Annotated in this window: 23 protein-coding genes; 8 read left to right on the forward strand and 15 right to left on the reverse strand. The window is 60.1% G+C overall.

The genetic code is table 11. The features are described 5' to 3' along the window. Positions 1 to 12: 12 nt before the first annotated feature. From AABC73_RS17540 to AABC73_RS17550, 3 genes are all read right to left on the reverse strand, one after another. On the reverse strand, positions 13 to 378 hold the full coding sequence (locus tag AABC73_RS17540; RefSeq protein WP_341520267.1) for a response regulator: 366 nt from the start codon (positions 376 to 378) through the stop codon (positions 13 to 15). Between the two features lie 94 nt (positions 379 to 472). Then, complete coding sequence (locus AABC73_RS17545; protein WP_341520268.1) at positions 473 to 1,072, reverse strand: response regulator; 600 nt, start codon at positions 1,070 to 1,072, stop codon at positions 473 to 475. Positions 1,073 to 1,111: 39 nt separating this feature from the next. Further along, a complete protein-coding gene (locus AABC73_RS17550; protein WP_341520269.1) occupies positions 1,112 to 2,683 on the reverse strand; it encodes a winged helix-turn-helix domain-containing protein in 1,572 nt (523 codons plus the stop codon). Positions 2,684 to 3,101: 418 nt separating this feature from the next. Here AABC73_RS17550 and AABC73_RS17555 point away from each other — a divergent pair, with 418 nt between their 5' ends. After that, positions 3,102 to 4,310, forward strand: coding sequence for an MFS transporter (locus AABC73_RS17555; protein WP_341520270.1), 1,209 nt, complete (start codon positions 3,102 to 3,104; stop codon positions 4,308 to 4,310). Between the two features lie 8 nt (positions 4,311 to 4,318). On the opposite strand, the gene AABC73_RS17560 is transcribed toward AABC73_RS17555, so the two are convergent. The 3 genes from AABC73_RS17560 to AABC73_RS17570 form a co-directional block, all read right to left on the reverse strand. After that, positions 4,319 to 5,188: an AraC family transcriptional regulator gene (locus tag AABC73_RS17560; RefSeq protein WP_341520271.1), complete on the reverse strand. Its 870-nt coding sequence runs from the start codon at positions 5,186 to 5,188 to the stop codon at positions 4,319 to 4,321. An 81-nt stretch (positions 5,189 to 5,269) separates the two neighbouring features. After that, positions 5,270 to 6,274 carry an MBL fold metallo-hydrolase gene (locus AABC73_RS17565; RefSeq protein WP_341520272.1) on the reverse strand — a complete coding sequence of 335 codons (1,005 nt, stop codon included), beginning with the start codon at positions 6,272 to 6,274 and terminating at the stop codon, positions 5,270 to 5,272. 482 nt (positions 6,275 to 6,756) lie between these two features. Then, a complete protein-coding gene (locus AABC73_RS17570; RefSeq protein ID WP_341520273.1) occupies positions 6,757 to 7,656 on the reverse strand; it encodes a LysR family transcriptional regulator in 900 nt (299 codons plus the stop codon). A 106-nt stretch (positions 7,657 to 7,762) separates the two neighbouring features. Here AABC73_RS17570 and AABC73_RS17575 point away from each other — a divergent pair, with 106 nt between their 5' ends. Continuing rightward, positions 7,763 to 9,193, forward strand: coding sequence for a mechanosensitive ion channel family protein (locus AABC73_RS17575; RefSeq protein WP_341520274.1), 1,431 nt, complete (start codon positions 7,763 to 7,765; stop codon positions 9,191 to 9,193). Here the strand turns inward: AABC73_RS17575 and AABC73_RS17580 are convergent, their stop codons facing one another. The 7 genes from AABC73_RS17580 to AABC73_RS17610 are packed head-to-tail and all read right to left on the reverse strand — an operon-like array spanning position 9,194 to position 15,507. After that, positions 9,194 to 10,561, reverse strand: coding sequence for an ATP-binding protein (locus tag AABC73_RS17580; RefSeq protein WP_341520275.1), 1,368 nt, complete (start codon positions 10,559 to 10,561; stop codon positions 9,194 to 9,196). Beyond that, complete coding sequence (locus tag AABC73_RS17585; RefSeq protein WP_341520276.1) at positions 10,558 to 11,220, reverse strand: response regulator; 663 nt, start codon at positions 11,218 to 11,220, stop codon at positions 10,558 to 10,560. Before AABC73_RS17585 ends, AABC73_RS17580 begins: the two co-directional genes overlap by 4 nt. Positions 11,221 to 11,232: 12 nt before the next feature. Beyond that, a complete protein-coding gene (locus AABC73_RS17590) occupies positions 11,233 to 11,877 on the reverse strand; it encodes a tetratricopeptide repeat protein (protein WP_065833183.1) in 645 nt (214 codons plus the stop codon). Continuing rightward, positions 11,874 to 12,683 (reverse strand): SDR family oxidoreductase, encoded by an 810-nt coding sequence (locus tag AABC73_RS17595; RefSeq protein ID WP_341520277.1) that lies wholly within the window; start codon positions 12,681 to 12,683, stop codon positions 11,874 to 11,876. The genes AABC73_RS17590 and AABC73_RS17595 overlap by 4 nt, the downstream gene beginning before the upstream one ends. After that, positions 12,670 to 13,362, reverse strand: a complete 693-nt coding sequence (locus AABC73_RS17600; protein ID WP_341520278.1) for an iron-containing redox enzyme family protein — start codon at positions 13,360 to 13,362, stop codon at positions 12,670 to 12,672. Before AABC73_RS17600 ends, AABC73_RS17595 begins: the two co-directional genes overlap by 14 nt. Continuing rightward, positions 13,359 to 14,840, reverse strand: a complete 1,482-nt coding sequence (locus AABC73_RS17605; protein ID WP_341520279.1) for an AMP-binding protein — start codon at positions 14,838 to 14,840, stop codon at positions 13,359 to 13,361. Before AABC73_RS17605 ends, AABC73_RS17600 begins: the two co-directional genes overlap by 4 nt. Beyond that, positions 14,830 to 15,507 (reverse strand): thermostable hemolysin, encoded by a 678-nt coding sequence (locus tag AABC73_RS17610; protein ID WP_341520280.1) that lies wholly within the window; start codon positions 15,505 to 15,507, stop codon positions 14,830 to 14,832. Before AABC73_RS17610 ends, AABC73_RS17605 begins: the two co-directional genes overlap by 11 nt. A gap of 172 nt (positions 15,508 to 15,679) precedes the next feature. Between AABC73_RS17610 and AABC73_RS17615 the strand changes: the two genes are divergently transcribed. The 6 genes from AABC73_RS17615 to AABC73_RS17640 all read left to right on the forward strand — a co-directional run bounded on the left by AABC73_RS17615 (position 15,680) and on the right by AABC73_RS17640 (position 22,092). Then, positions 15,680 to 16,249: a cytochrome b gene (locus tag AABC73_RS17615; RefSeq protein ID WP_341520281.1), complete on the forward strand. Its 570-nt coding sequence runs from the start codon at positions 15,680 to 15,682 to the stop codon at positions 16,247 to 16,249. A 64-nt stretch (positions 16,250 to 16,313) separates the two neighbouring features. After that, a complete protein-coding gene (gene chrA / locus AABC73_RS17620; protein WP_341520282.1) occupies positions 16,314 to 17,513 on the forward strand; it encodes a chromate efflux transporter in 1,200 nt (399 codons plus the stop codon). Between the two features lie 63 nt (positions 17,514 to 17,576). Continuing rightward, positions 17,577 to 18,008 carry a GFA family protein gene (locus AABC73_RS17625; RefSeq protein ID WP_341520283.1) on the forward strand — a complete coding sequence of 144 codons (432 nt, stop codon included), beginning with the start codon at positions 17,577 to 17,579 and terminating at the stop codon, positions 18,006 to 18,008. Between the two features lie 136 nt (positions 18,009 to 18,144). Further along, a complete protein-coding gene (locus tag AABC73_RS17630; protein ID WP_341520284.1) occupies positions 18,145 to 19,425 on the forward strand; it encodes an MFS transporter in 1,281 nt (426 codons plus the stop codon). 43 nt (positions 19,426 to 19,468) lie between these two features. Then, positions 19,469 to 20,896, forward strand: a complete 1,428-nt coding sequence (locus AABC73_RS17635; protein WP_341520285.1) for a bifunctional enoyl-CoA hydratase/phosphate acetyltransferase — start codon at positions 19,469 to 19,471, stop codon at positions 20,894 to 20,896. Beyond that, positions 20,893 to 22,092 carry an acetate/propionate family kinase gene (locus AABC73_RS17640; RefSeq protein ID WP_341520286.1) on the forward strand — a complete coding sequence of 400 codons (1,200 nt, stop codon included), beginning with the start codon at positions 20,893 to 20,895 and terminating at the stop codon, positions 22,090 to 22,092. The genes AABC73_RS17635 and AABC73_RS17640 overlap by 4 nt, the downstream gene beginning before the upstream one ends. A 139-nt stretch (positions 22,093 to 22,231) precedes the next feature. Here the strand turns inward: AABC73_RS17640 and AABC73_RS17645 are convergent, their stop codons facing one another. Both AABC73_RS17645 and glgP read right to left on the reverse strand, forming a co-directional pair. Further along, positions 22,232 to 23,239, reverse strand: a complete 1,008-nt coding sequence (locus AABC73_RS17645) for an alpha/beta hydrolase (protein WP_341520287.1) — start codon at positions 23,237 to 23,239, stop codon at positions 22,232 to 22,234. Positions 23,240 to 23,393: 154 nt separating this feature from the next. Then, on the reverse strand, positions 23,394 to 25,907 hold the full coding sequence (glgP, locus tag AABC73_RS17650) for an alpha-glucan family phosphorylase (protein ID WP_341520288.1): 2,514 nt from the start codon (positions 25,905 to 25,907) through the stop codon (positions 23,394 to 23,396). Positions 25,908 to 25,911: the final 4 nt, after the last annotated feature.

Here is a 25,911-nt window from a genome sequence, read left to right on the forward strand (position 1 = left end):
GTCCTTACCTGCTTAACCTGGCTTCTCAAGTGCCTGCTTTATCGATTCAAGCAACGCTTCCTCGGAAAATGGCTTGTGCAGGAAACCCAGGGCGCCCGCCTCGCGCGTGCGGCGCACGATGACTTCATCGTCATGTGCGGACATGCAGCAAACCCCGACGGTCTTGCGCGCAGTTTTCAATCGCTCAAGCACTTCCAACCCTTGCATGCCTTTCATCTTGAGATCGAGCAATACGCAGTGCGCTTCGTCGCTTGCGGATGAAGCCAGGAACTCTTCCCCCGAAGCAAAGCCCACAGTGCGATAACCCAAAGACTTGAGAAGATTACCAAGGCCATTTCGCACGGAAGCGTCGTCATCAACAACGCAGATGAGGATCATAGGCTGAACTTCATGACAGGAAAAGTAATTAGAGGAGAATACGCCCTTGATTCAAAGAGGGGGATTGTCTCTATGTATAATTGTGCTGTTTTAATCAATTCACGGGAGCTACTTGCTCCCACATCTTGACTAGGTCAATTAGAGTTCGTGCATTCATTTTTGTCATTATGTGCCGTTTATGAACTTTGGCTGTTATTTCACTGGTGCCCAACTCGTGGGCAACCTGCTTGTTCATCTTGCCTGTCACCAGTTGGGCCATTACCTCTCGCTCGCGGGGCGTCAGGGTTTCAAAACGGCTGCGGATGCTCTCGACCTGAACCCGCTCGATCAGCCCGCGCTCATCGTGTTCGAGCGCCTGGCGGACCACTTCAAGCAATTGATCCGGTTCGAAGGGTTTGGTCAGAAATTCGTGGGCGCCGGCCTTGATGGCTTTGACCGACATGGGAATGGTGCCGAACCCGGTCATGAAGATGATGGGGAAACGAAGCCCGCGGCGCAGCAGTTCATCCTGCACGTCAAAACCACTGGCGGCGGCAATATTGACGTCCAGCAACAGACAGGTGGGTTGTTCGGCGAACGCCTGCTCCAGAAACTCGTGAGCCGTCGCAAAGCACTGGGCGCTGAGGTCGGCCGAGCTCAAGAGTCGGGTCAGAGAAGCACGAATCGAGCTCTCATCGTCGACCACATAAACCATGGATGTCGCAGGCATAAACAGTAATCCGGGAGCTGGGTGCTACTGGCTGGTCGCTAGGACGCGTTGGTGGTTACGGTGAAAATGGTCCACTTCCTGCTCCACTCGGGTCGCGCGCAAGGTGCTCAGTGAAGCCGGCGGTGCGCTGAACGCCAGCAGTTCGATGCACTGCCCTGCCGAGCGCGTTGACGTTGCCGTACCCGGTGCCTGTTTGAGCCTTTGCACCAGGCAGATCCGGGTTGCGCCCAACAGGCGGTAGAACTTGAACGGTCCTTCGGTCAGCACGGCCAGCAGGGATTTGAGCGCCAGACCGACAATCGCGTCCATGACCTGCGCTCTGGAAATATCCAGCGACTGCGCGACCTCGCAAGCCTGATCCAGGGTGAACCGCCCGTCAAGCAGAGTGATCCGCCCCAGCACCTGACGTTCATCATGGGTGAGCAGGCGGTAGCTCCAATCCACCGAAGCCAGCAGGGTTTGATGGCGCTCCGGCGCGCTGCGTAAACCACCGGCCAACAGGTGCAGGTCGTCCCGCAGGCTGGCGAAAAGTTCATAAAGCCCCAGGGCCGACGCCCGGGTAGCCGCCATTTCCAGGGCCAACGGGATGCCGTCAAGGGTGCGGCAGACCTGGGCAATCAACTCGACGCTCTGGTCGTCAAGGCCGTCGCTGTCATCGCTTGGGAAGCAGGAATCCAGCGCACGCAATCGGGTCAGAAACAGCTGTGCGGCATCGCTGCACAGGATGTGCGCTCTACTGACGCCCGGCTCCGGTACATCGAGGGGCGCGACGTTCATGCTGCGTTCGCCATTGATACGCAAGGCTTCACGGCTGGTGGCGAGGATTTTCAGGGTCGGGCAGCGCTGGGCAAGATGCGCGCACAAGCTCGCCACGGCCTCGATCAAATGCTCGCAGTTGTCGAGGACCAGCATAGCCTCTGCCTCGTTGAGGCGGCCGACCACCGCGTCGAGCGTCGATTGCCCCTGAACGCCACCGACATCCAACGCACAGGCCACAGCGTCGATAACCCGCTCGGAGCAATTGAGTTGCCCCAGCGCGACAAAATACACCGGCACCGATTGCGTCCGGGACAGCCGATGAGCAACTGCCACTGCCAGCGACGTCTTGCCGATGCCACCCGATCCGGTCAGGGTCAGCAACCAAGCGCTTTCCAGGGCCTGACACGCATCGTCAAGGGCCGTTACCCGACCAATCAGCGCGACGTCTTGGGGCAAATCGCTCTTGCGCAGCATCGGACAGCCAAACGGGCTGGTCAGGACACTTTCACCCATGCCCGCACCGGCCCGAGCATTATGCGTCTGATCCTCATCGCCGCTGATCAGCATGTAGCCGCGACCCGGAATAGTGCGAATCAGGTCGCGGTCGGTTCCCAGCGCCTTGCGCAGGGCAGAGATGTGAACCTGCAGATTGTTTTCTTCGACAACGGTTTCGGGCCAGACTTTTTGCAGAATCTCGTCCTTGGTCACCAGACGGCCGGGACGATTGATCAACAGCTCCAGGATATCGAACGCCCGCGCACCGATACGCAACGGCGTTCCGCACTTGAATACTTCTCTTAGTTCCAGAGATACATGGGCTTGACCGAGACTAATCATTCTATTCACGCTGTCCTTAGGGTGGCGGTGATTTTCTGCCGCAACACGGCAGTGCCCTGGGGATCGATCGCTATCAAATGGCATTCATCACTGACGGTAAACCCTATATAACCCGGTAAATCCAACGCCCGATATTATCTATAGGGATAGTCCAGGAAAATACCCGAATATCACAAAGTTTGAACTGCGCACAATAATACAATTAAATAGCGGTTTAACTTAAAGTACTAGCCATGCGCCACAAACGCTTTTTATATCCGCCAGCGCGGCAAACCAACCGTTGCACCGCCCGGAGTGCGCTTTATGCAATGCTCTGTTGCGCAGGCGACGGATTCTCCAACCCGATGCGTTCGCCTAAGGTGCGTTCCATATCGGTTCCAGGCGGAACTGCCCTCATCACAGACATGAGCTAACGTGCATGACCCAATCGAGCGTTACACCGCTGCATGCCTCGCAGCACACCCTGACCCGCGGCCTGGTGCTGTTGTTCGCGTTTTGCTGCGGGGCCATCGTTGCCAATATCTATTACGCGCAACCCATCGTCGAACTCATTGCACCGGACGTCGGTTTATCAGCCCACCGCGCCAGCCTGATCGTGTCCCTGACCCAGATCGGTTACGCCTTGGGGCTGCTCTTTCTGGTGCCGCTGGCCGACCTGCTGGAAAACCGCAAGCTGATGATCGGCACCGCCGTCATTGCCACCGGCAGTCTGTTCGCCGCCAGCATGAGCCAGCACCCCAACGGTTTCCTGATGATTTCGTTGCTGATCGGTTTCAGCTCGGTGTCGGTGCAGATGCTGATCCCGCTGGCCGCGCATCTGGCCCCGGAAGAAACCCGTGGTCAGGTCGTCGGCAATATCATGGGCGGCCTGTTACTGGGCATTCTGCTGGCGCGTCCGATTTCCAGCCTGATCGCCGATCACTTTGGCTGGCGTGCGGTATTCATCAGCGCTTCGGTGGTCATGCTGGCGATCATTGTCTTGCTGGCTTTGACCATCCCGCAACGTGCTCCCGATCACAAGGCGAGCTACGGCCAACTGCTTGGCTCATTGATCACATTGCTGCGCAGGCATTCGGTGTTGCGTCAGCGTTCGCTGTATCAAGGCCTGCTGTTCGCCGCATTCAGTCTGTTCTGGACTGCCGCGCCCATCGAGCTTTCGCGCCACTTCGGCTTGTCACAAACCCAGATCGCCCTGTTTGCCCTGGTGGGCGCCATTGGTGCCATCGCCGCGCCAATTGCCGGTCGACTGGCCGATGCCGGGCATACCCAGCGCGCTTCACTGCTGGCTCTGACGCTGGCACCGATTGCGCTGCTGATTGGCCTGACGCTGCCCGGCTACACCGTCATTGGCCTGGCGGTTACCGGCGTGCTGCTGGATTTCGCGGTGCAGCTGAATATGGTGCTCGGCCAGCGCGCTGTCTACGCGCTGGACCCCGCCAGCCGTGGCCGCTTGAATGCGCTGTATATGACCAGCATCTTTATCGGCGGCGCCGTTGGTTCGGCGGTGGCCAGCAGTCTTTATGAACAAGCCGGCTGGCACGGTGTAGCGCTGCTCGGCGCTGGATTGCCGCTGATTGCACTGGGGGTGTTTTTGCTGACCGGGCGCCGGGAAAAAATCGCCGCGTGACCCGAGCCTCAGCTCAATAAAACGATGGCTCCGCGCTGCCGACCGCGCCAGACGCTGGGGCTGGTCCCCACCAGACGGCTGAATACCCGCGTCAGATGCGGCTGATCAGAAAAGCCGCATTGCCTGGCGATCGCCGCTAACGGCAACTGCGGTTGCGCCTGGAGCAATTCCTTGGCCTTTTCGACACGCATCTGCAGCAACCAAGTGTGCGGGGCAACACCGGTCGCTTGCTTGAACGCCCGGGAAAAGTGACTGCGGGACAAGGCGCATTCCTGGGCAATATGCTCCACAGACAGATCATTGCCCAGGTTGCCGGCAATCATTTCCTTGGCCAGCCGCTCCTGACGAGGGGTCAGCGTGGTGGTGAATTTGCCAGCAGTCGAGGCAATTCGCCCGTAGTGCTGAATCGAATGCGCGCACATCGCCAACAGGATGTGATCGATGAACAATTGATTGGCCATTTCCGGACGTTGCAACGCCGGCAACATGGCTTGAGCCAGGTGGTACAACACCGGGTCCTGAGCGCCCTGCTCGTAACGGAACCCGTCGATCTTTCGCCCACGGTTCTCCGCCTGATACTCATCCAGGGTTTGGCGGGGAATGTTGAAGCGCAGATTGTCATACGACGCGCGATGCTGGCAGCGCAGCTCATCGCCCATGAACGGCAGGGACACGCTGCCTTGTCGATAACCGCCGGAATAACTCAAACGTCGCCCGCGCCACAAACGGTGCTCGGCGAAATCCTCCAGCTGAACGATGATCGAAAAGGCATCGACGCAAGGAATATCAATGATTTTGTCGGGATCGGGACGTGCTTGAACCACCCGAGTGGCAGTGAATTTTTCGCCGTTCAGATGAGCAATCGCGGGGGCGTTCACAGCGTTCTTTATCCATCGGTTAATCGCAGCGGCCTACTGTAACGCCAAACCAGTAAGGCCGCGAGCGTCCGGGATAAACGCTTATTTGATCAACGGCACGTGCGCAGCGCGCTGGTAAGGACCGTATTCGATCGGCACCCACTGGAAATGCTTGTCGATGGCGGCGATATGGCCAATGCCTGGAAATGGCAGATGCGCCGCCGCTACCCAGATGCCCTTGGCCGCTGCCGAGCTGAACACCTGCTCGCGACTGGCCCTGGCTTGCCGGGCATTGACGTCAAAGCCGATGGTCACTTCCGGATGATCGAACTGCACGGCCAGGTTATGCACCAGATCGCCCATGAACAGGATGCTTTGCCCTGCGGAGCTGAACAGATACGTGGTGCTGCCTGGCGTGTGCCCTGCTTCAAGCGCTGTTTGCACTTCAGGCACCGGCGACTCGCCTGGCTTGAAGGTCTTGAAGCGGCCAACCGCTATGTAGGGCGCGGTTGATTGCTGGGCGATCTTGAAAAACTCCCGGGCTTTTTCCGGAACGCGAGCCATCGCATTCGGATCGAGCCAGTAATCCGCCTCGGGTTTGGCCGCATAGACCGTCGCATTGGCGAAAACCGGCTTCTGCTGAGCATCCACCAGACCGCACACATGATCCAGATGCAGGTGAGTCAGCAGGATCGTGTCCACCTGCGCCGGTTCATACCCTGCCGCCTTGATGTTCTCCGACAGGAATCCTGCAGTCTGGCCGATGCACGCCCCTGCGCCGGTATCGACCAGGATCAGGTGTTTGCCGGTATTGATCAGGAACGCGTTGAATGCCGTCTGCACGCCGGGGGTATCAATGGAGCGACGCGCCAGCAGCGCGCGAATCTGCCCTGGGCTCAGGCCCTTGAGCAAGTCCGGCGACAGATCGTTGTAGCCGTCAAACAGCGCCGTCACCTCGTAATCGCCCACCGCAAGACGGTGATAACCCGGCACTTGGGTCTTCTGTTGCACTGGTGGCTGGGCAAGCGCCAGTCCGGAAGTTGACGCCAGGGTCGATGCAAGGATCAGCGCAAGCCCCCGCAGGAGGGGTGAAGTGGACAGACGCATGAGTACCTCTCAAGCATAACGGACTGGAATGGATCCGCATGATGCGAGGCACGTCAGGGTGACGGATTGAACGCTTGTGCTGGCTTTTCTGTTGCAGCGCATAGCGACGGACATAATCCTGAATTACACCCAACGGCTGAACACGGGCATCCTGTGGGACCGGATTCATCCGGGAGGGCGTCGGTGCGGTCAGCGGGATAATTGGAGCCTGCCCCGGCCTCCTCGCGAATGAATTCGCTCCTACGATTGCGAAATCGGCGCGTTCCTGTAGGACCGGATTCATCCGGGAGGGCGTCGGTGCAGTCAATGAAACAGTCGGAGTCGGCCCCGGCCTCTTCGCGAACAAGTTCGCTCCCACAATTTTCGAAATCGGCGCGATCCTGTAGGACCGGATTTATCCGGGAGGGCGGCGGTGAAGTCAATGAAACAGTCGGAGTCGGCCCCGGCCTCTTCGCGAATGAATTCGCGCCTACAACTATCCTTCAGCGACTCAACCCCGGACACTCCGTCAGCGCTTCCTTGAGAAAATCGATCAGCGCCTGCACCGGCCGGGCGCCTTGGCGATGCTGCGGATACACCGCTGACAAGGCCAGCGGCGGCGTGCGGAACGCATCCAGAACCCGGACCAGCCGCCCCTCTTCCAGCGCCGCGCCGACAATGAACAGCGGCAGATAAGTGATGCCCAGTCCGGCAATCGCGGCATCACGCAGCAGCTCACCATTGTTGGCGCGCATTCGCCCGCACAGGCTTACGGCGACAGGTTTTCCCTGACGTTCGAAGCGCCATTGCACCTGACGGCTATGACCATAAGGCAGGCAGTCATGGCCCTTCAACGCTTCAGGTTCAGTCGGTTCGCCGCGCAGCTCAAGGTAATCCGGGCTGCAGCAATACACACGTTCGATATGTGCGATATGCCGACCGATCAGGGTCGAATCCTCCAGCACGCCGATGCGCAACGCCAGGTCGTAGCCTTCGCCCAGCAAGTCCACGGAGCGGTCGCTGAGGTCCACCTCTACCGAAACCTCCGGGTAGCGTTGGAGAAAAACCGGCAGCAAGCGGCCCAAATGCTCAATGGCAAAGGACAACGGCGCGGTCAGGCGAATGGTGCCGCGCGGCTGGTTGTTCTGCCCGGCGATGCTTTGTTCGGCCTGCTCCACATCCGCCAGCAGCCGCAGCGCAGAGTCGTAATACGCCTGCCCCAGCGGCGTGACGTCCAGGCGCCGCGTGGAGCGATTGAGCAGGCGCACGCCGAGACGCTCCTCGAGCTGCATCAGGCGCCGACTGACGAACTGTTTGGACAGTCCCAATTGATCGGCGGCCGCCGTGAAACTCCCGGACTCCATTACCTGGGTAAAGATGCGCATGTCTTCAAAAGGGTTCATTGTCGCTCACCGGTTGACAGTCAAACACGTTCTACCAGCTTTATCACACTCCTGCACAGCATTAATCTGGCCATCACGGTCATCTCTCACGCCAAGGAATTCGCCCATGCTCGCCTTCATTCAAACCTATCCGCTGGCGTGCAGCGTCCTCCTGATCCTCGCTGATCTGGTGAGCTGGCACGCGGTGCCGTATCAGCACCGCTTACCGAAAGTCGCCGCGCGCCTGGGCTTGTTCCTGTTGTACAGCGTGGTGATCATCAGCGCCGGCTTGAGCCCGCTGGATACCGCGCCGTGGGAAGACGACAGCGCCCGGCATCTGGCAGCGACTGCGCTGGAAATCATCTGGTGGATTTTCGCCTCGCGAACCCTGACCGAAGTACTCGGCCTGTTGCTGATGCAGCGCATCGGGCACAGCGGGCGTTTGTTGCAGGAAGTGATCGGCGCAGTGATTTTCCTGATCGGCATCGTTGCCGCCGCAGGTTACGTGCTGCAATTGCCGGTCAAAGGCTTGCTCGCCACTTCCGGCGCCATGGCGATCATCGTCGGCCTCGCCCTGCAAAGCACCTTGAGCGATGTGTTTTCCGGCATCGTCCTCAACACCACCAAACCCTATCAAGTAGACGATTCGATCAGCATCGACGGCGTCGAAGGCAAGGTCGTCGACATCGATTGGCGCGCCACGCATCTGCTGACCGGCACCGGCAGCACTGCCGTTATCCCCAATTCGGTGGCGGCCAAGGCCAAGATCGTCAACCTCAGCCGTCCCAAGGATATGTTTGGCGTGTCGATCAACATCATGGTTTCGCCGCATATCCGACCGCGTCGCGTGCTGGATGCACTGGACCGCGCCTTGCAGGGCAGCAGCGCTCTGTTGCCCTTCCCCAAGGCCCGCGCCACAGTCAAGGAGGCCAGCCCGACCACCATCGAATACACCCTCACCGGCTACATCAAGAATCTGGATAAAAAGGCCGATGTGCGCAACCTGCTGTTCGACCTGGCCTATCGTCATCTGGAAGCGGCGGGCATTGCCTGGCAATCGGACGTGACGGTTGAACCGGCATCCCGGGCGCGCATGCTGCTGGATGAGGTCAAGGTGTTGCGCGGATTGAACAGCGAAGAGAAAAACCATCTGGCGCAGAACATGTCATCACGGGAATACGCCGCCGGACAGGTGATTCTGGAAGAAAACGAAGTGACTGACAGCCTGTTGGTGATCGCCACCGGCGTCGTCTCGGCAACGGTATCCGATGGCCGCAATTACATTGAGGCCGGACGCATGGGACCCAGCGAAGTGATGGGCGAACAAGGCGTGCTCAACGATACGCCGTCCGAGGCACGCTTCACCGCGCTCACCTCATGCGTGGTCTACCGCATCGACAAGGCAGTAGCTCGCGAGACCATGGAGCAGGAAGGGCAAATCAGGAACGCCTTGAAAAAGCTCCAGGCGGTTCGCCAACACAGCAGCCAGTCGCTATTGACCGAAAAACCGGCGGCGATCAAAAAAGGCAGCTTCCTGGGCTGGTTGCAGAAGCGTTGATCAATTGGCCGGGGCCTGGAACACCGCGCGCAAGCCTCCTGCCGGCAGGTTTTCCAGGCGGATCTGCCCGCCCAAACGCTGGGCAATGGTTTGCACGATGGTCAGCCCCAGACCAACGCCCTGATCGTTACCCCGACTGTAGAAGCGCTCGAACAAACGTTCACGCTCCGCTTCATCGATGCCGGGACCTTGATCCTCGACGCTGAGCGAAAACGTCCGGTCATCGAAGCTCAAGCCAATCCTGACCTGGCCGCCCTCGGGTGAAAAGTTCACCGCGTTGGTCACCAGGTTATGCAGCGCGATGTTGATCAATCCTGGATCGGTCTGGACGAAATGTGACTCTTCACTGCAATCGAATGACAACTCAAGTCCTCGACTCAGCACCCAGTGAGTCAATTGCACCAGGCTCTCGCGTACTGCCTCGACCAGATCGATGGACGCCATGGGCGTAACGCTGGCTTGTGGTTCCAGGCGTGCAATGGTCAACAGTTGATTCACCAGTCGGGTGGTGCGATCCACACCGATGATCAGATAACCCAGGGATTCTTGACGCTGCTCCTCGTTGCGCGCTTCCAGAACGTTTTGCGCATGGACCCTGAGCACCGCCAGCGGGGTACGCATTTCGTGGGCGGCGTCGGCGATAAAACGGCGTTCGCGGTGCAAGACGTCCTGGATCTGGCCGAGCAATCGGTTCAATGCCGCCTGCATCGGCTCCAGCTCACTGGGCAGCGGTGCCAGTCGCAGTGGCTCAAGCGACCCTGGGTTGCGAGCGCGCAGGGTCTTGGCCAGATCAGCCAGAGGTTTGAGTCCCCAGCCAATCGCCAGCCAGATCACCGCGACCAGCAACAGACTGCCGATCAGATTCGGGCCCAGGGTGTGCCGCACAATCCGGTGGACCAGATCGGTGCGCACATCGTCCCGCTCGCCAACCCAGATACGCATGCCGTTCTGGCTATCGTCGAGAACGAAGGCACGCCAGCCGTGACCGGTCAGATCCGTCACATCGCTGAAGCCCGCTTTCTGCGGCACTTGAACGAAGGTCGGTGCGCTGGCGGTATGCACCAGCAACTTGCCACCGTGGTCCCACACCTGAAAGGCAATCTTGCTTTCGTAAGGATGGCCATCAACTCTGGGTTCAGCCTGTCCCAGCGCCGTATTGAAGGCTTGATACAGCTGACTTTGTTCGGTGCGGGCCAGAGGCATCCTCATCACGCCCTGCAACAGCCGTGCGTTCTGAGCCAACTGCGCGTCGTACACCTCGGCAATCTCATGGTTGCTGTCATGCACGTTGAACACGCTCAGGATCAGCAAACCCACCAAAAGCAAGCCAATGATCAGCGTCAGGGTACGCCGCCGTATCGAGTTCAACGCTGCTCCTCCACCAGGTAGCCAACGCCGCGAATGGTGCGGATCAGATCGCTGGAGAACTTTTTGCGCAGGTGATGGATATGCACTTCCAGCGTGTTGCTCTCGGCCTCTTCGTTCCAGCCATACAACAGCTGTATCAGACGATCGCGAGTCAGCACCCGGCCTGGCGGTGACAGCAATTCATGCAGCAACTGGTATTCCTTGGGAGTCAGCAATACCGCCTGATCGTGATAGGTGACCTGTTGAGTGCCGGGGTCCAGCGTAATGCCCGCGTGTTCGATCAACGCCCGCGCCCTGCCCGCGCTGCGCCGCAACAACGCCCGCAAACGCGCCTTCAGCTCAGACAGGTCAAAGGGTTTGATCAAGTAATCGTCAGCGCCGACATCAAGTCCGGCGATACGGTCTTCAGTGGCATCACGCGCGGTGAGGATCAGCACCGGCAGGCCTGAGCCGCTCTGTCGCAGACGTCGCAGGACTTCCAGCCCGTCGAGTTTCGGCAGGCCCAGATCAAGGATCGCCAGGTCAAAGCTTTCGCTGAGCAGTGAATGCAGGGCGCTAGCGCCATCCTTGAGCCAATCGACGGTGTAGCCTTCACGGCTCAATGCCTGATGAATCCCCTCCCCCAACGCGACATCGTCTTCAATGAGCAGCAAACGCATGGAGGCTCCGTTTTATTTAAGTTTCTTTTCGACATCGGCCAGCAACTGCCCTATTTCCTGACGTCGGCCAGCATCGGCCTTTTCCCGGCCAGGACGTGGCGCGGCCTGTAGCGCTCTGTTGAGCTCATCCCTGGCCTGAGCATAGTGGCCTTGTCGGTACAAATGGTCACCCCAAAAATACAACGGATCGATACCGTCCGGATTGAGCTTCAGGCCCTGCTCCAGCAATTGCCCGGCCTTGTCGGCATCGCCAAACCCGAGAGGCCATCCCGGTACCCGATCATAAAGTGCTGCCAGGCTGATGTAGGCTGATCCTTGCAGCGCCTTGGGGTCCAGAGACAGCGCTTTTTCCAGATCAGCCTTGGCTTGCTTGACCTTGCTCAGCGCACCCAGACCACCCTGGGCTCCCGCCCAACTGCTGGTGACGATACCCGACCAGATCCAGGCTTCGGCCGCCTGGGGGCGCGCTTGCACAAAGGATGATGTTTGCGCGGCAAGCTTTTCGAAAGCGTCGGGTCGCTGTGGCGCGGGAACTTCGTATTGCACATGCGCCCATTCCTGCTGGATGGCGGCCAGACGTTGCTGGTCGGGAGCGTCCAGTGCCCACAGCGGCAGACTCAGCAACCCGCAAGCAAGCCCGATGATAATCGTTTTCATGGTTTGGTTTTCTCGTTGGCAGGAACGTGACTGAGGCGTCGAATCAGTGGTAGATGCTTGCGCAGACCTCGGTCGACGAGGCTGGGCAGGATGCTGTTGAGGCCGATGAAAAACCGCTCCGGCCAGCCCAGATACAGTTCGCGACGGTCGCCGGCGATGGCATGCACCACTGCCTGGGCGACCTGGCGGGGATCATCGACATTGGCGTTGAGCGCATCGTTCAAGGCCTGCGCAGCACCGCTGTTCATTGATGTCCGGGTGGCACGAGGGGCGACGTAAAGCACGCTGATCCGTGTGTCTGCCAACTCTCGGCGCAATGCCTCGGTAAACCCGCGCAAAGCGAACTTGCTGGCGCAATAAGTGGCATAGCCGGCATAGCCAATTGACCCGTATGTCGATCCCACGTTGACCACCGTGGCGATGCTGGCTTTGTTGAGCAGCGGCAGCAGCAGCTGAGTCAGGCGTATCGGCGCATGCACATTAACGGCCAGCATCGAGCTGATCGCGCTTTCATCCAACTGTTCAAGCATGGCGAAATGGTTGGTCCCCGCCGCATTGATGAGCAGGTTGACGCCGTGCAGCGTCCGCGCCGACGTCACCACGTGCTGGCGTCCCTCCTCCGTGGTCAGATCCGCCTCGATCCAACACAGCAAATGGGGGTATTGCTCCAGCAGTGGCAGCAAAGGTTCCTTGTGCCGGGAAACCGCAAGCACTTCGCAGCCGCTGGCACACAGCGCCTCGGCAATCGCAAGTCCGATGCCGCCGCTGGCACCCGTCAGGACGACCTTGGCTTCAGAGAGACGCATGCGCTGCATCCTTCAAAGGTTCTGCGACCTCTGCGCCCGGCAGCTCACGGAACATGTCGGTGTAAAGGCGGTAGACGACTTTTGAGGCATGGATGACAGCAGCCTGATCAGCCGGGTCGTCTAGTTGGTCCATCAGTCGGCGATAGGTTTGCATGTGCTCGATATCCAGGCTGCCGTGGGAACTGAGGTAGCTGAAAGCCGTTTCCGGCAGCTGCAGCTGGTCACGGATGCTGCCGGCAGCATGTGTCGCCAGCGCGATGCTGGTGCCTTCCAACACGTTGACCATGCCGAACAGGCCGACCGGATTGTCCCGGGCTATCAGGTCGTAGAGGTACGCAACCATCAGTTCGATGGGCAATTGCGGCTGGCCGGCGCTGACAGCATCGGCGTTGCCACCGCACGCCGCGATGTCATTGAGAATCCATTTTTCGTGCCCGTACTCGTCGTCGATGTATTCACATACTGCGGCACGCAGCCATTCCAGACGCTGGGGCAAGCGCGCACCACAGGCCATCATCAGCGGTACGGTGTGCCGCACGTGGTAATAGGCCTGGGTGAGAAACGCCCGGTAGCTTTCCAGGCTGACGTCGCCCGTCAGGGCCTTGCGAATAAGCGGCAGGTTGAACAACGTGTCGCGTTCCTGACGGGTCGCATGCTGGAGCGTGTCGAAAAAACTCATGATGGGGATTCCTCGCTTTTAATCGATGCAGAAAATAAATGCCCGTAACGTCCGAGAATGGCTTCCCGGCGCGGACGGCCATTGGCGGTAGCCATGCCGTTGGCGGTGCTGAATGGCTGTTCGAGCCGGGTCCAGTCGTGAACCCTGGCGTAATCGGGCAATGCTTGATTGGCGCGCTCGACCGCCTCGGCAAGCTGCCCGTCGGTGCAGTCCGCACTGATGGGCCAGAGCAGCGCATGATTGCGCGGCGACGCCTCGCCATACACGAACGCCTGGGCGATCCGGTTGTTTTGGGTCAGTTCGGCCTCGACCCATTCCGGATTGACGTTGCGGCCAAAACTGGTCACGAATTGATGTTTCTTGCGGCCCTTGAGATAGAGATATCCCTCGGCGTCGAACTCGCCCAGGTCACCGCTGGGCCACCACGTTGGTGCAGGGGTTGGGTCGCCGAGATAACCCAGCATGGGCGATCCGCCGATCAGCACCTCGCCGTCTTCGGCCAGACGCACCTGAACATGGGGCAATGGTTTGCCAACGCTACCCAGACGTTGTGCGCCGGGCTGATTCAAGGCCACGACAGAGGCGCATTCGGAAAGACCATACCCTTCAAAAACCGCCAGGCCGACACGTTGCGCCCGCACTAACAATTCACTGCTGACCCTTGCCCCGCCAACAGCTGCAAAGCGCAGCATTGACGCATCGAAAGCCCCCATCTCGCACGCGCTGACCAGCATCAGCAACAGCTGCGGAACCAGAATCAGGCTTTCAGGGCGGCGCCGCTGCAGGCATTCGAGCATGCGTGGCACGTCGACGCCGCTGGCGCCCTGGATGCCCAGGCTTGTCTGGCTGGGCAGGCTCAGGGTCGCGCCGGCATACAGCGCCGCATAGCAACCTATGTTTTCCAGCAGTATCGCCAGGGGAAGGATGGCCAGATGGTGCGAAGGCGCAGCGTCGCGGCTCGCCTCATGCAGCTGCCTGGCGACCGCCAGCACACTCTCGGCACTCAGGCACACGCCTTTCGGCGTGCCGGTGGTGCCGGAGGTGAACGTGAGTTTCGCCGTGCCTTGGGGCATGGCATTGGTCTGCGGTTGAACATGAAACCAGAATTCCCCTGAGGGTTTGTACCCGGCGTCAGTCAATTCAGGCGCCAATGCTTCATCGGCGATCACCAGTCCGACCTGACTTTGCTGCAGGCAATGCAAACGTTGCCCTGCACTGAAAAACGACGGCAGCGTGACGCAGGTCAAACCTTCAAAAAGGACCGCCAAATCCCAAAGCAATGCCTGCGGGCCGTTGTCCAGGGCCAGGCCAATGGTCTTGACCTCCGAGGCGCGCAACAATTGTTGGCGAAACTCGACTTCGGTATACAGGGCGGCGTAGTCCAGCCGCAGGTCGTCACCCCACAGCGCCACCGTCTCCGGTTGCGTTGAGGCGTAGTTACGCAGACGGGTCTTGAACGCGTTCAGCTCAGGCGACATTGCAGGTTTGCTCCAGTGTCAGGGGCAAGCCGAATCGTTCGAACAACCCCATCTTGCTCAGGTGGATGAAGCCCGCCCGGATATCGCCGACATGCACGCTGGGTTGCGTTTCGTAATAGGTACCCCACGCATGACGATCGTCGCCCAGCCGTAGCGGGTCCGCCGCACACAGTGTGACCGGGCGCAAACCCAGCCGGTTGAAACTGTTGACCAGACTGGAATTGCCGGTGAAGGCCACCCATTCAAAGCCACCCATGGCTAACAACCAGGTCACGGTAATGATGCTCAGTCGCGCGCTGCCCAGGTTGCTGGCGGCCAGATTGCCGACTTCGACGATGCCCTCACGATCCACCGGACGCCCTGCACGCGCAAAAACAAGCTGCTCGATCTGCTCATCCAGATAATGCTCAAGGAACAACGGACCCGTAGCGGCCCGGCGTACCCCGGCCACTGCACAAAGACTGCTGTTGCGGTCACTCAGGCCGAACAGTTCAGGCATGAAGTGGCTGATCCGGGCGCCATAAGCCTGGTGGAAACACTCATGAATGAAGGCTTCCAGATCCTGGCGCGACGCATCGCCGGACAGCGAACGCGTCAGTTCCAGACCGGGTGTACCGGCAGTGCCGAACCGCAGTGGCAAATGAATGTTCCAGTCGAAACCTGACATAAGGCGCTCCCCCCTTGAGTAAGTGGGTGGAGTATCGACGGCGATTCTTAACGGAATCTGAAGGTGAGCGAGCGGCGATATTTCTGAACTTCAACGTCTCTTCAGACTGCCTTAAGCCAGGACCGGCAGAATCACCCGAGCTGCTATCGAACTTGCCATCACGAGGTCCCACATGAACTCAACCAACGTGCCACAACGCTATGCAAAGCTTTCGATTGCGATGCACTGGCTGATGCTGTTTCTATTTGTCGGTGTTTACGCCTGCATCGAGCTCAAAGGTCTGATGCCCCGAGGCAGTGCTGCCAGGAGTCTTTCGCTCGGCCTGCACGCCTTATTCGGTCTGGCTATCTTCGTCATGGTCTGGATCCGCCTGCTGGGACGCATCATGCCGGCCCCGGCCATTGCACCGCGCCCGCCACGCTGGCAAATTGGGCTGTCACATTTGATGCATCTGGCACTGTATGGCCTGATGATCGCCACGCCAGTTTTCGCCTGGTTGATGCTGAGTGCTCAGGGCAAACCTGTGCCGTATTTCGGCTTCATGCTGCCGGCTCCGATCAGTATCGACCCAACCATGGCGCAGCAGATGAAGGAGTGGCACGAACTGCTGGGCAATGCCGGTTATTGGCTGATCGGGCTGCACGCCGCAGCCGGCCTGTTTCACCATTACTGGATTGGCGACAACACCCTCAAGCGCATGCTGCCAGCGCGCCTCATCGAAAAAAAGCCGGATCACGCGTAAGCTTCGGCTCACCACGGCTCAGGTCCTGAAAACTGAGTTCTCAGGACTATCGCCAGAACCGCCCATGCCCAATTTGCAACAGCCCATGCAAACCTCCCTGCAGATTTTTCTGATTTTCCTGCGTCTGGGGCTCACTTCTTTTGGTGGCCCCATCGCCCACCTCGGCTATTTTCGCGCAGAATTCGTCACCCGTCGGCAATGGCTGTCCGAGCGCAGCTATGCGGATCTGGTTGCTCTCTGTCAGTTCTTGCCGGGGCCGGCGAGCAGTCAGGTGGGGATTGCGCTGGGAATGTCCCGTGGTGGTTATGTTGGCGCACTGGCCGCCTGGACAGGATTCACCCTGCCTTCGGCTATCGCGCTGATGCTGTTTGCCATGGGTTTGTCCGGCCTCGGTGATACTGTTTCGCCCGGCGCCTTGCACGGCCTGAAAGTGGTCGCCGTCGCGGTAGTCGCACAAGCGGTGTGGAGCATGGGCCGCACGCTGTGCCCGGATACGCCGCGCATCCTGTTGATGCTCCTCGCCGCTGCGGGCGCCCTGCTGCTGCCCGGTATCTGGACGCAGATCAGCGTGATCGTTCTTGCCGGGATCGCTGGCTTGCTGCTGCTCAAACCCGCCGAGGTGAGCAATCATCAGCCGTTTGAGGTGCGCATCAGCCGCCGTGCCGGATTGCTCTGGCTGATGCTGTTCGGCCTACTGCTCGCGGGCTTGCCGCTAATGGCTGAACTGCTGCCCTGGCGAACGCTGGCATTGGTGGATGCCTTCTACCGGGCAGGCTCACTGGTGTTCGGCGGCGGGCATGTGGTCTTGCCTCTCTTGCAGGCGGAGGTGGTGCCGACCGGTTGGGTCGACAACCAGGCGTTTCTGGCTGGCTACGGCGCAGCCCAGGCGATGCCGGGCCCGCTGTTCACCTTTGCCGCGTTTCTCGGGGCGTCGCTGCAGGGTCAGCCGTCGGGTTTCGGCGGTGGCCTGATTTGTCTGCTGGCCATCTTTGCGCCGGCTTTTTTTCTGGTATTCGGCGCGCTGCCGTTCTGGGGCGCACTGCAACGCAATCGGCGGATGCAGACCGCGCTCAGCGGCATCAATGCCGCTGTGGTGGGCCTGTTGCTGGCCGCGCTGTATCACCCGGTATGGACCGGCGCCATCCTTGGTCTACAGGATATCGCCCTGGCGCTGCTGGCCTTGGTGGCTTTGATGTACTGGAAGCTGCCGCCGTGGCTGGTGGTTACGGCCAGCGCGGTGATCGGTTGGCTCTTGGTCTGGTGATTGGACGGGATTGCTCCTCAGCGACTACCCTGTCCACTTTCCAACGCAACGGGAGCAACAGTCATGATCAAGAAAATCGGTCCGACTCCAATCCTGCCCAGACATCGCGCCTCTTGCCACTGCGGCGCGGTGGTTCTGGAGCTTGACCTGCCTGATGGTGTCGTCGACCCCCGCCGCTGCGATTGCTCGATGTGCCGCCGCCGCGGCGCAATAGTCGCGACCGTGCCGCAGGAGGCTATCCATATCGTCCAGGGCCAAAGTCAGCTGAAGTTATACCAGTTCAATACCCGCACCGCGCAACATTACTTCTGCGGTAATTGCGGGATTTATACCCATCATCAACGTCGCTCCAATCCGGACCAATACGGTTATAACGTTGGCTGCCTGGAAGGTGTCAATCCTTATGACCTGGGCCAGGTCCCGATCAGTAACGGCGTTAATCATCCAGCCGACCGCCAACCCGTCGACGAAGAGGCATGTTCAGATGATGTATAAAGTCGGCTACTTATCCAGGTTCAATAAGAATTGAAACTTACGCCGGGGGACATCGCCATCCATTGACCCTTCGCAAGATGTCGGTCACGAGAAAAGCGTAGGCTAGCGGCTTCCTTCCGCGCTCAAGGCCAATGCAATGCCCCCTGCTCTATCAGGAACTCTGCCGGTTAAATCCGAGCGTCTGCATATCGGTTTCGTCGTCGCCTGGCTGTTTTGCGCCTTGTTTTACTTTGTGCAATACGCACTGCGGTCGGCCCCCGGCGTGATGATGCCGGAACTGACCTCGGCGTTTGGCCGCGATGTGGTGGCCGTCAGCGCTTTGGTCGGGCTTTATTACTACACCTATTCGATCTTCTCGATCATTGCCGGTGCCGCGCTGGATCGGCTGGGCGCCAAGTACGTGATCCCCGCGGGCATTCTGCTGGTCGCCATTGGTGCGGCATTGTTCGGGTTGGGCGAGCTGCAGATTGCGCAAGTCGGTCGGCTGTTTCAGGGCGCGGGCTCGGCATGCGCCTTCATCGGCGCGGTGTACCTGGCAACCCACGGTTTTCCGCCGCGTTATCTGGCAACCGCAGTCGGCTTCACTCAGTGTTTCGGCATGCTCGGTGGTTTTGCCGGGCAGTTTGCCGTGGCACCGATCATTCACGGCACGATTGCCTGGCAGCAGTTCTGGTTTATCGCCGCCGGTTGCCTGTTGCTCATCGGCATTCTGGTGCTGTGCATGACGCCCAAAGGCCACGATCCACGCCCCGCCGACGGCACAAACTCGTTGGGATCGGTGTTCGCCCCGTACAAAAAAGTCCTGAGCAATCCGCAGTCATATTTGTGCGGTTTTACTGCCGGGCTGTTGTTCCTGCCGACCACCATCGGCGACATGATCTGGGGCGTGCCGTTCCTGCGCGACGGTCTGGCGGTGGGCTACACCGAAGCGGTGAATCGCAGCAGCATGATCCCGCTGGGCTGGGTTATCGGTTGCCCGTTACTGGGCTATATTTCCGACCATCTCGGTCGACGCAAACCGGTGTTGATCGGCGGCGCGCTGCTGATGCTGATCGCCAGCGCGGCCATCGTCTATTTGCCCGCAGGTCTTGTACCGCCGTACCTGTTTGGCCTGCTGTTGGGTATTGGCTCGGGGGCGGCGATGATCCCTTATTCGATCATCAAAGAGGTCAACCCGGACAACGTCAAAGGCAGCGCCACCGGCGCCATCAACTTTCTGGTGTTCACCTTCAGTGCCTTGCTCACGCCGGTGTTCGGTTATCTGCTGGCACGCCTGGCGGCGGGTAATCCGCTGACCTTGCCGGTATTCCAGCAAGCCGGTGCCTGGCTGCTGGGCGGCATCGTGCTGGCCATTGTCCTGGCGATATTCCTTATTGAAACCGGCCCCAAGGGCAAGTCACGCGCAATGCCCGCTTGAACGTCATCACCTCCATGCCGACGCACTCTCAGGATCAACGCCCATGACCAGCTCCATGCCCATCCCGACCAACGATCTGCAACGCATCCAGAACCGCGCCTTCGACGAGATTTTGCTCGGCGAGTCAGCCTCCTTGCAGCGCACCCTCACCGCTCAGGATATTCAGCTGTTCGCCCTGGTCTCGGGCGATGTGAACCCGTTGTATGTCGATCCGGATTTTGCCGCGACCACCCACTTCAACACGGTTTTCGCCCACGGCATGTGGGGCGGCGCGTTGATTTCAGCGTTGATTGGCACGCAACTGCCGGGGCCCGGTTCGGTGTCGCTGGGGCAAACCCTGAAGTTTCTCGCCCCGGTGCGCATCGGCGATACTCTGACCGTTTCGGTCACTGTGACGGCACGGGATGAAGCGCGGCATTTGTTGACGCTGGCCTGCAGCGGCATCAATCAGGAAGGTGTCGTGGTCCTTGAAGGCGAATCCCTGGTGCATGCGGCCGGTGAGCACATCGACGTGCATCGAGTCAGCCTGCCGGGTATTGAGCTGCGGCACAGTGCCGACGGCCTGAATCGCCTGCTGGAAGCCTGCCAGACGCTCGAGCCGATTCGCGTCGCGGTGGTGCATCCGTGCGACGAAGTGAGTTTCGAGGCCGCGCTCGATGCCCGGGATGCCGGCTTGATCGAGCCGGTTTTGATCGGCCCACGCGACAAGCTGCACGCCCTGGCCGCCAAGGGCAATCACGACCTTGCGGGCCTCACCATCGAAGACGTACCCCACAGCCACGCCGCCGCCGTGCGAGGTGCCGAAATGGCTCGCGATGGCCAGGTCGAGGCCTTGATGAAAGGCAGCCTGCACACCGACGAATTGATGTCCGCGGTGGTGCCATCGGTCGCGCAGCTGCGCACCAAACGCCGTATCACCCACTGTTTCGTGATGCAGACGCCCTTCTATCCCCGGCCATTCATCATCACCGATGCGGCAATCAACATCGTCCCGGCGCTGGCCGACAAGGTGGACATCGTGCGCAATGCCATCGACCTGGCGCACATCCTGGGCGTCAGTAATCCCCATGTGGCGATCCTTGCCGCCGTGGAAACCGTCAACGCCAACATGCCGGCAACCCTCGATGCCGCTGCGCTGTGCAAGATGGCGGATCGCGGTCAGATTACCGGCGCGGTGCTCGACGGGCCGCTGGCGTTCGACAATGCCATCTCCCAGGCGGCAGCGCGGATCAAGGGCATCCACTCGCCGGTGTCCGGCAAGGCGGACATTCTGGTGGTGCCGGATCTGGAAAGCGGCAATATGCTCGCCAAGCAGCTGGAGTACCTGGGCGGTGCGGCCAGCGCGGGTATCGTCCTCGGCGCCAAGGTCCCGATTGTCCTCACCAGCCGCGCAGATTCACGGGAAGCGCGCATCGCCTCATGCGCCATTGCCGTGCTGGTCGCCCATCACTATCGGGTAACGCCGCCATGAACAATCCCGACAGCAATGCTGTGATTCTGGTCCTCAATGCCGGTTCGTCGAGCATCAAGTTTGCCCTGTTCGATGCCGCCGCTGGCCAGCTCGCTCGCACCCCGCTGTGGGGCGGCAAGGTCGAGGGCATCACCGGGCCAGATCCGGTGATCAGTGAGAACGGCAGCCAAGACCAGCCATTGGAGCTGGACAAGGATCAGCCGTATCACGATGCGCTGGGGCATATTCGCCAGCGGGTCATGGCGCAGTTGGGCGGCCGAACCCTGCGCGCCATTGCCCATCGGGTGGTGCACGGCGGGATCAAATACGCCAACCCGGTATTGATCGACGCGCAAGTGCTGGCCGATCTGAAAAGCTACATTCCGCTGGCGCCACTGCATCAACCCTTTGCCCTGGAAGCCATCGAAACCTTGCTGCAAACCCGCCCGGATCTGACGCAAGTGGTCTGTTTCGATACCGCCTTCCACCAGACCTTGCCGGATGTCGAAAAGATCCTGCCGCTGCCTTGGTCGGCGTGGGAAAACGGCCTGCGCCGCTACGGGTTTCACGGGCTTTCCTATTGCTACCAATCCATTGCCCTCGCCGAGCGCTATGGGGATCAGGCCCGTGGCCGGACGCTGGTTGCGCATCTGGGCAGCGGTGCCAGCCTGTGCGGCATGCGCGATCTGAAAAGCGTCGCCACCACCATGGGCTTTTCCGCGCTGGACGGCCTGATGATGGGCACCCGCAGCGGCGCCATGGACCCCGGCGCGGTGATTTTCCTCATGGAAATCTGGAAGCTCAGCCTGGAAAAGGTCAGCCACATTCTGTATCACGAGTCAGGACTGCTGGGGGTTTCCGGCATTTCCAGCGACCCGCGCGCGCTGCTCGCCGTCGAGGCCGATGAACCTCGCGCAGCCATGGCGCTTGCGCTGTACCTGCGCCGCTTCATTCACGAAGCCGGGGCGCTGGTAGCAGCATTGGGCGGCCTGGAGATGCTGGTGTTCACCGCCGGCATCGGCGAACACAACGCCGCGATTCGCTCACGCATGTGTGCAGGGCTGCACTATCTGGGCGTCGAACTGGATGAAACCGCCAACCAGGCCAACGCGCCGGTCATCTCAACGCCCGCCAGTAAGGTCAAGGTGGTGGTCGAGCCAACCAATGAAGAATGGGTAGTCGCGCTGGAGGCGTATCGGTTGACTGAATCGGAATAGCGCGGGCCGAAACCCCGTAGGAGGGGACTCGTCCCCGATGGCGTCCGATTGGGCAACTGCAATCCGCCTCCCCCAACCGGATGTCTGTGCCGACCTCTTCCCGGACAAGTCCGGTCCTACCTGACGGTGTTTGCCGCAATCAGGGCTTACCATCCAGATCCGCAATCAGCGCCTTGTTGAACTGCGCCGGTTCTTCCATCTGCGGCGCGTGGCCCATGCCGGGGAATTCCAGCAGTTTTGCACCGGGGATCATTTGCGCAACCTGTTTGCCCAGCACTTTGTAATGACCGATTTTTGCCTTCACCTCAGGTGGGGCAATATCGCTACCAATGGCCGTGGTGTCGGCGTCACCGATCATCAACAGCGTTGGCACCTGAAGTTTGGCGAATTCATAGAACACCGGCTGGGTGAAAATCATGTCGTAGATCAGCGCCGAGTTCCACGCCACCGCTTCATGACCCGGACCTTTGTTCAGGCCCGCGAGCATGTCCACCCACTTGTCGAATTCAGGTTTCCAGCGCCCGGCGTAATAGGTGCTCTGTTCGTACTTGCGAATGCCGTCGGCGCTGAGCTTCAGTTCACGCTCATACCATTGATCGACGCTGCGATACGGCACGCCCAGCGCTTTCCAGTCTTCCAGGCCAATCGGATTGACCAGCACCAGCTTCTCGGTCTGCTGCGGGTACATCAACGCATAACGCGTGGCGAGCATCCCGCCGGTGGAATGGCCCACCACCGCCGCTTTGTCGATGCCCAGTTTTGCCAGCAACGCGTGGGTATTGGTCGACAATTGCTGGAAGCTGTACTGGTAATGCTCAGGTTTGCTTGACGTACAGAAACCGATCTGGTCCGGCGCCACCACGCGATAGCCCGCCTCGCTCAGCGCCTTGATGCTGCCTTCCCAGGTCGCGCCGCAAAAATTCTTGCCGTGCATGAGCACCACGGTGTGACCGTTGGCCTTGCCCTTGGCCGCGACATCCATGTAGCCCATTTCCAGACTTTTACCCTGGGACTGGAATTCGAATTTACTCAGCGCATAAGGGTATTTGAAGCCTTCCAGCTGTTTGCCGTAACCCGGCGTGTCAGCCATCGCCCCACAAGGCAAAACAGCGGCCAGCATGAAGCCGGCAATTGTTGCAGCGCGCATAGCGATTCTCCTGGCAGATAAATTCGAGCCGCGACGCCGCAGGACGCAACGCTCGTTGCGTTCGAAGCCCTGTGGATGTGCAAGACCACTGCACAGGTGGCGGCATGAAGTAGACACCCGGTACTGCCAGGGATTCGCCAGCCTTGCCGATTTGTTAGCGTTGCCAGGCGATCAACCCCATTTCCAAAGGCACATTCAACCCCGCCGAGGCATCTGCGATCACCCGTGCGGTGTACGCCTGCTCCGGGCGATCATCGGGGACTTCTACGCTGTAGGTGTACAAACCATCGCGCCTTCCAGCAGGATCGACGCGCAAATCCCAGGCCTTGGCCGGGGCGCCATTGATGCCTTCGGCATACAGCTGCACCCGCAGAAAAACCGGCGAGAGCCCCGCCAGGTCCATTTGCAAGGTCACCCGGTAACGTCCGGGCTGACGCGACACCTGTTGTTCCAGGAAGCGAATCCCCGACCAACGCCGGTGCATGTGTTCACAGCCATCATTGAGCTGAATGGCAAGCCGACTGTCCAGGGCCGAACGCGCCCGGTAGGCAATGGCGGCCGGCAGGTAATAACGCTCGGTGTATTCCCGCACGGCCCGATCGGCTGAATAGTGCGTTGCCAGGCTGCCCATGCTGGCGCGCATACGCCTGATCCATTCCCTGGGCAACCCCTGCATGTCACGCTCATAAAACGCCGGAACAACCTGCTGTTCCAGCACTTCATAGAGCTGCGTCGCATCGACAATGTCATGGGTTTCATCGTGCTCGGCACCGTCACCGATGCCCCAGCCCACTTCATCGGAGCAAGCCTCGGCCCACCAGCCATCCAGTTGCGAAAGATTCAGTCCGCCATTGGCCAGGATTTTCATGCCGCTGGTGCCGCTGGCCTCCCACGGACGGCGCGGCGTGTTGACCCACACGTCGACCCCCTGCACCAGATTACGCGCCACTCGCATGTCATAGTCATCAAGAAACGCCACCCGGCCCTGCACGTCCGGCCGGGCGATGAATGCCTGCCAGGCAACGATCAACTGCTGACCCTGCTGATCGGCGGGATGCGCCTTGCCTGCAATCAGCAACTGCACCGGACGGCTGGGATGATTGAGAATACGCAACAGTCGATCCGGGTCTTGCAGCAGCAGATTGGGGCGTTTGTAGCTGGCGAAGCGTCGGGCAAAACCCAGGGTCAGAACATCGGGATCGAACAGCTTGCCGATGGACTCGATCACCGCCAGCGATGCACTGTGCACCGCTGCGCTACGGGCCAGATGCGTACGCACAAACTGGATCAGCCAGCTGCGCGCCCGGCCGCGAAAGCCCCAGAGTTGGGCGTCATCGACCTGCTTGAAAAATTCAGCGACACGGGGCTCGCTGAAGCCCCGCCAAGGCAGCATTTCACCATGCAGGGCTTGCCAGTATTCTTCCGACTCACGGGAAATCCAGGTGGGATGATGCACGCCGTTGGTGACATGGCCGATGGGCACCGCAGGGGTAGGCCAGCGTGGAAACAGGTTCTGAAAGATATTCCGGCTGGTGACGCCATGAAGTTTGCTGACCCCATTGATCGCGCCACAACAACGCGCAGCCAGGTAGGCCATATTGAACGGTTCCAGTGCGTCGTCGGCGTTTTGACGTCCCAGGGCAAGGATCGCCGAAACAGGCTGGTCCAGCTCCTGCTGGATATAACGCTCCAGATATTTGTCGATGAGTTGCGCGGGGAAGCAGTCAAAACCGGCCTTGACAGGCGTATGCGTGGTGAACAGATTACCGGCACGGGTGGCCGTCAAGGCTACGCTGAAACTGACGCGTTGCGCCTGCATGTAACTGCGTACCCGCTCCAGTACCGCGAACGCGGCATGCCCATCGTTCAAATGCAGGACGTCCGGCACGTAGCCGGCAGCCTCCAGCAAGCGCCAGCCACCAATGCCAAGAACGATCTCCTGACGCAGGCGCATCTCCAGATCGCCGCCATACAGCTGGCTGGTGATCAGGCGCACCGGCGGTGGATTGGCCGGGTCATTGCTGTCCAGCAGCAGCAATCGATTACCGCCCACTGTCGCCCGCCAACCCCGCAGCCATACCGTCAGACCGGGCAACTCGAAGGCCAGGCGCAACAGGCTGCCATCAGGACGCAACAGCGGTTCGACCGGCAGTTGCCGAGTGTCATTGACTGGATACAGCGGTTGTTGCGCTCCATCCGGGCCGATTTCCTGACGAAAATATCCGTGCTGCCAGAGCATGCCCACCGCCACCACCGGCACCCCCAGATCGCTCGCAGCCTTGAGTTGATCCCCCGCCACATTGCCTAGCCCGCCGGAATAAATCGGCAACGCCTCGCTGAGCATGTATTCCATGGAAAAGTACGCCACGCAGCCCAGATGACTGGCCTGTTTGTGATCGTCGAACCAGGAAGGCCGGGCCAATATCTCTGCATGCGCGCGGGCAATGTGCGCGACCCGTCCATGGAAGTGATTTTCCGCAAGCAGCACGGCAATACGCTGCGAGGACACTGCGTTGAGCACCAGGCACGGATTATGGGTCAGCTCCCATAACGCGTTGTCCAGGCTGCGCCAGATGTCATCGTTCAGACTTGACCAACGGATGGACTGGTCGAAAGCCAATTGGCGAAGCGTTTCGAAGCTCGGATCGTGCCAGGTGCTGTGCGGCATTGAA

This window comes from Pseudomonas sp. G.S.17, assembly GCF_038096165.1.
In the GTDB taxonomy this organism is placed as follows: Bacteria; Pseudomonadota; Gammaproteobacteria; order Pseudomonadales; family Pseudomonadaceae; genus Aquipseudomonas.

What these genes read in the sequence shown, in the direction of transcription:
- AABC73_RS17540 (WP_341520267.1), bottom strand. Translation starts at nt 378, where the DNA reads ATGATCCTCATCTGCGTTGTTGATGACGACGCTTCCGTGCGAAATGGC.
- AABC73_RS17635 (WP_341520285.1), top strand. Translation starts at nt 19,469, where the DNA reads ATGACCAGCTCCATGCCCATCCCGACCAACGATCTGCAACGCATCCAG.
- AABC73_RS17610 (WP_341520280.1), bottom strand. Translation starts at nt 15,507, where the DNA reads ATGTCAGGTTTCGACTGGAACATTCATTTGCCACTGCGGTTCGGCACT.
- AABC73_RS17590 (WP_065833183.1), bottom strand. Translation starts at nt 11,877, where the DNA reads ATGAAAACGATTATCATCGGGCTTGCTTGCGGGTTGCTGAGTCTGCCG.
- AABC73_RS17585 (WP_341520276.1), bottom strand. Translation starts at nt 11,220, where the DNA reads ATGCGTTTGCTGCTCATTGAAGACGATGTCGCGTTGGGGGAGGGGATT.
- chrA (WP_341520282.1), top strand. Translation starts at nt 16,314, where the DNA reads ATGCCCAATTTGCAACAGCCCATGCAAACCTCCCTGCAGATTTTTCTG.
- AABC73_RS17645 (WP_341520287.1), bottom strand. Translation starts at nt 23,239, where the DNA reads ATGCGCGCTGCAACAATTGCCGGCTTCATGCTGGCCGCTGTTTTGCCT.
- AABC73_RS17605 (WP_341520279.1), bottom strand. Translation starts at nt 14,840, where the DNA reads ATGTCGCCTGAGCTGAACGCGTTCAAGACCCGTCTGCGTAACTACGCC.
- AABC73_RS17625 (WP_341520283.1), top strand. Translation starts at nt 17,577, where the DNA reads ATGATCAAGAAAATCGGTCCGACTCCAATCCTGCCCAGACATCGCGCC.
- AABC73_RS17575 (WP_341520274.1), top strand. Translation starts at nt 7,763, where the DNA reads ATGCTCGCCTTCATTCAAACCTATCCGCTGGCGTGCAGCGTCCTCCTG.
- AABC73_RS17595 (WP_341520277.1), bottom strand. Translation starts at nt 12,683, where the DNA reads ATGCGTCTCTCTGAAGCCAAGGTCGTCCTGACGGGTGCCAGCGGCGGC.
- AABC73_RS17550 (WP_341520269.1), bottom strand. Translation starts at nt 2,683, where the DNA reads ATGATTAGTCTCGGTCAAGCCCATGTATCTCTGGAACTAAGAGAAGTA.
- AABC73_RS17570 (WP_341520273.1), bottom strand. Translation starts at nt 7,656, where the DNA reads ATGAACCCTTTTGAAGACATGCGCATCTTTACCCAGGTAATGGAGTCC.
- AABC73_RS17545 (WP_341520268.1), bottom strand. Translation starts at nt 1,072, where the DNA reads ATGGTTTATGTGGTCGACGATGAGAGCTCGATTCGTGCTTCTCTGACC.
- AABC73_RS17615 (WP_341520281.1), top strand. Translation starts at nt 15,680, where the DNA reads ATGAACTCAACCAACGTGCCACAACGCTATGCAAAGCTTTCGATTGCG.
- AABC73_RS17630 (WP_341520284.1), top strand. Translation starts at nt 18,145, where the DNA reads ATGCCCCCTGCTCTATCAGGAACTCTGCCGGTTAAATCCGAGCGTCTG.
- AABC73_RS17640 (WP_341520286.1), top strand. Translation starts at nt 20,893, where the DNA reads ATGAACAATCCCGACAGCAATGCTGTGATTCTGGTCCTCAATGCCGGT.
- AABC73_RS17555 (WP_341520270.1), top strand. Translation starts at nt 3,102, where the DNA reads ATGACCCAATCGAGCGTTACACCGCTGCATGCCTCGCAGCACACCCTG.
- AABC73_RS17600 (WP_341520278.1), bottom strand. Translation starts at nt 13,362, where the DNA reads ATGAGTTTTTTCGACACGCTCCAGCATGCGACCCGTCAGGAACGCGAC.
- glgP (WP_341520288.1), bottom strand. Translation starts at nt 25,907, where the DNA reads ATGCCGCACAGCACCTGGCACGATCCGAGCTTCGAAACGCTTCGCCAA.
- AABC73_RS17565 (WP_341520272.1), bottom strand. Translation starts at nt 6,274, where the DNA reads ATGCGTCTGTCCACTTCACCCCTCCTGCGGGGGCTTGCGCTGATCCTT.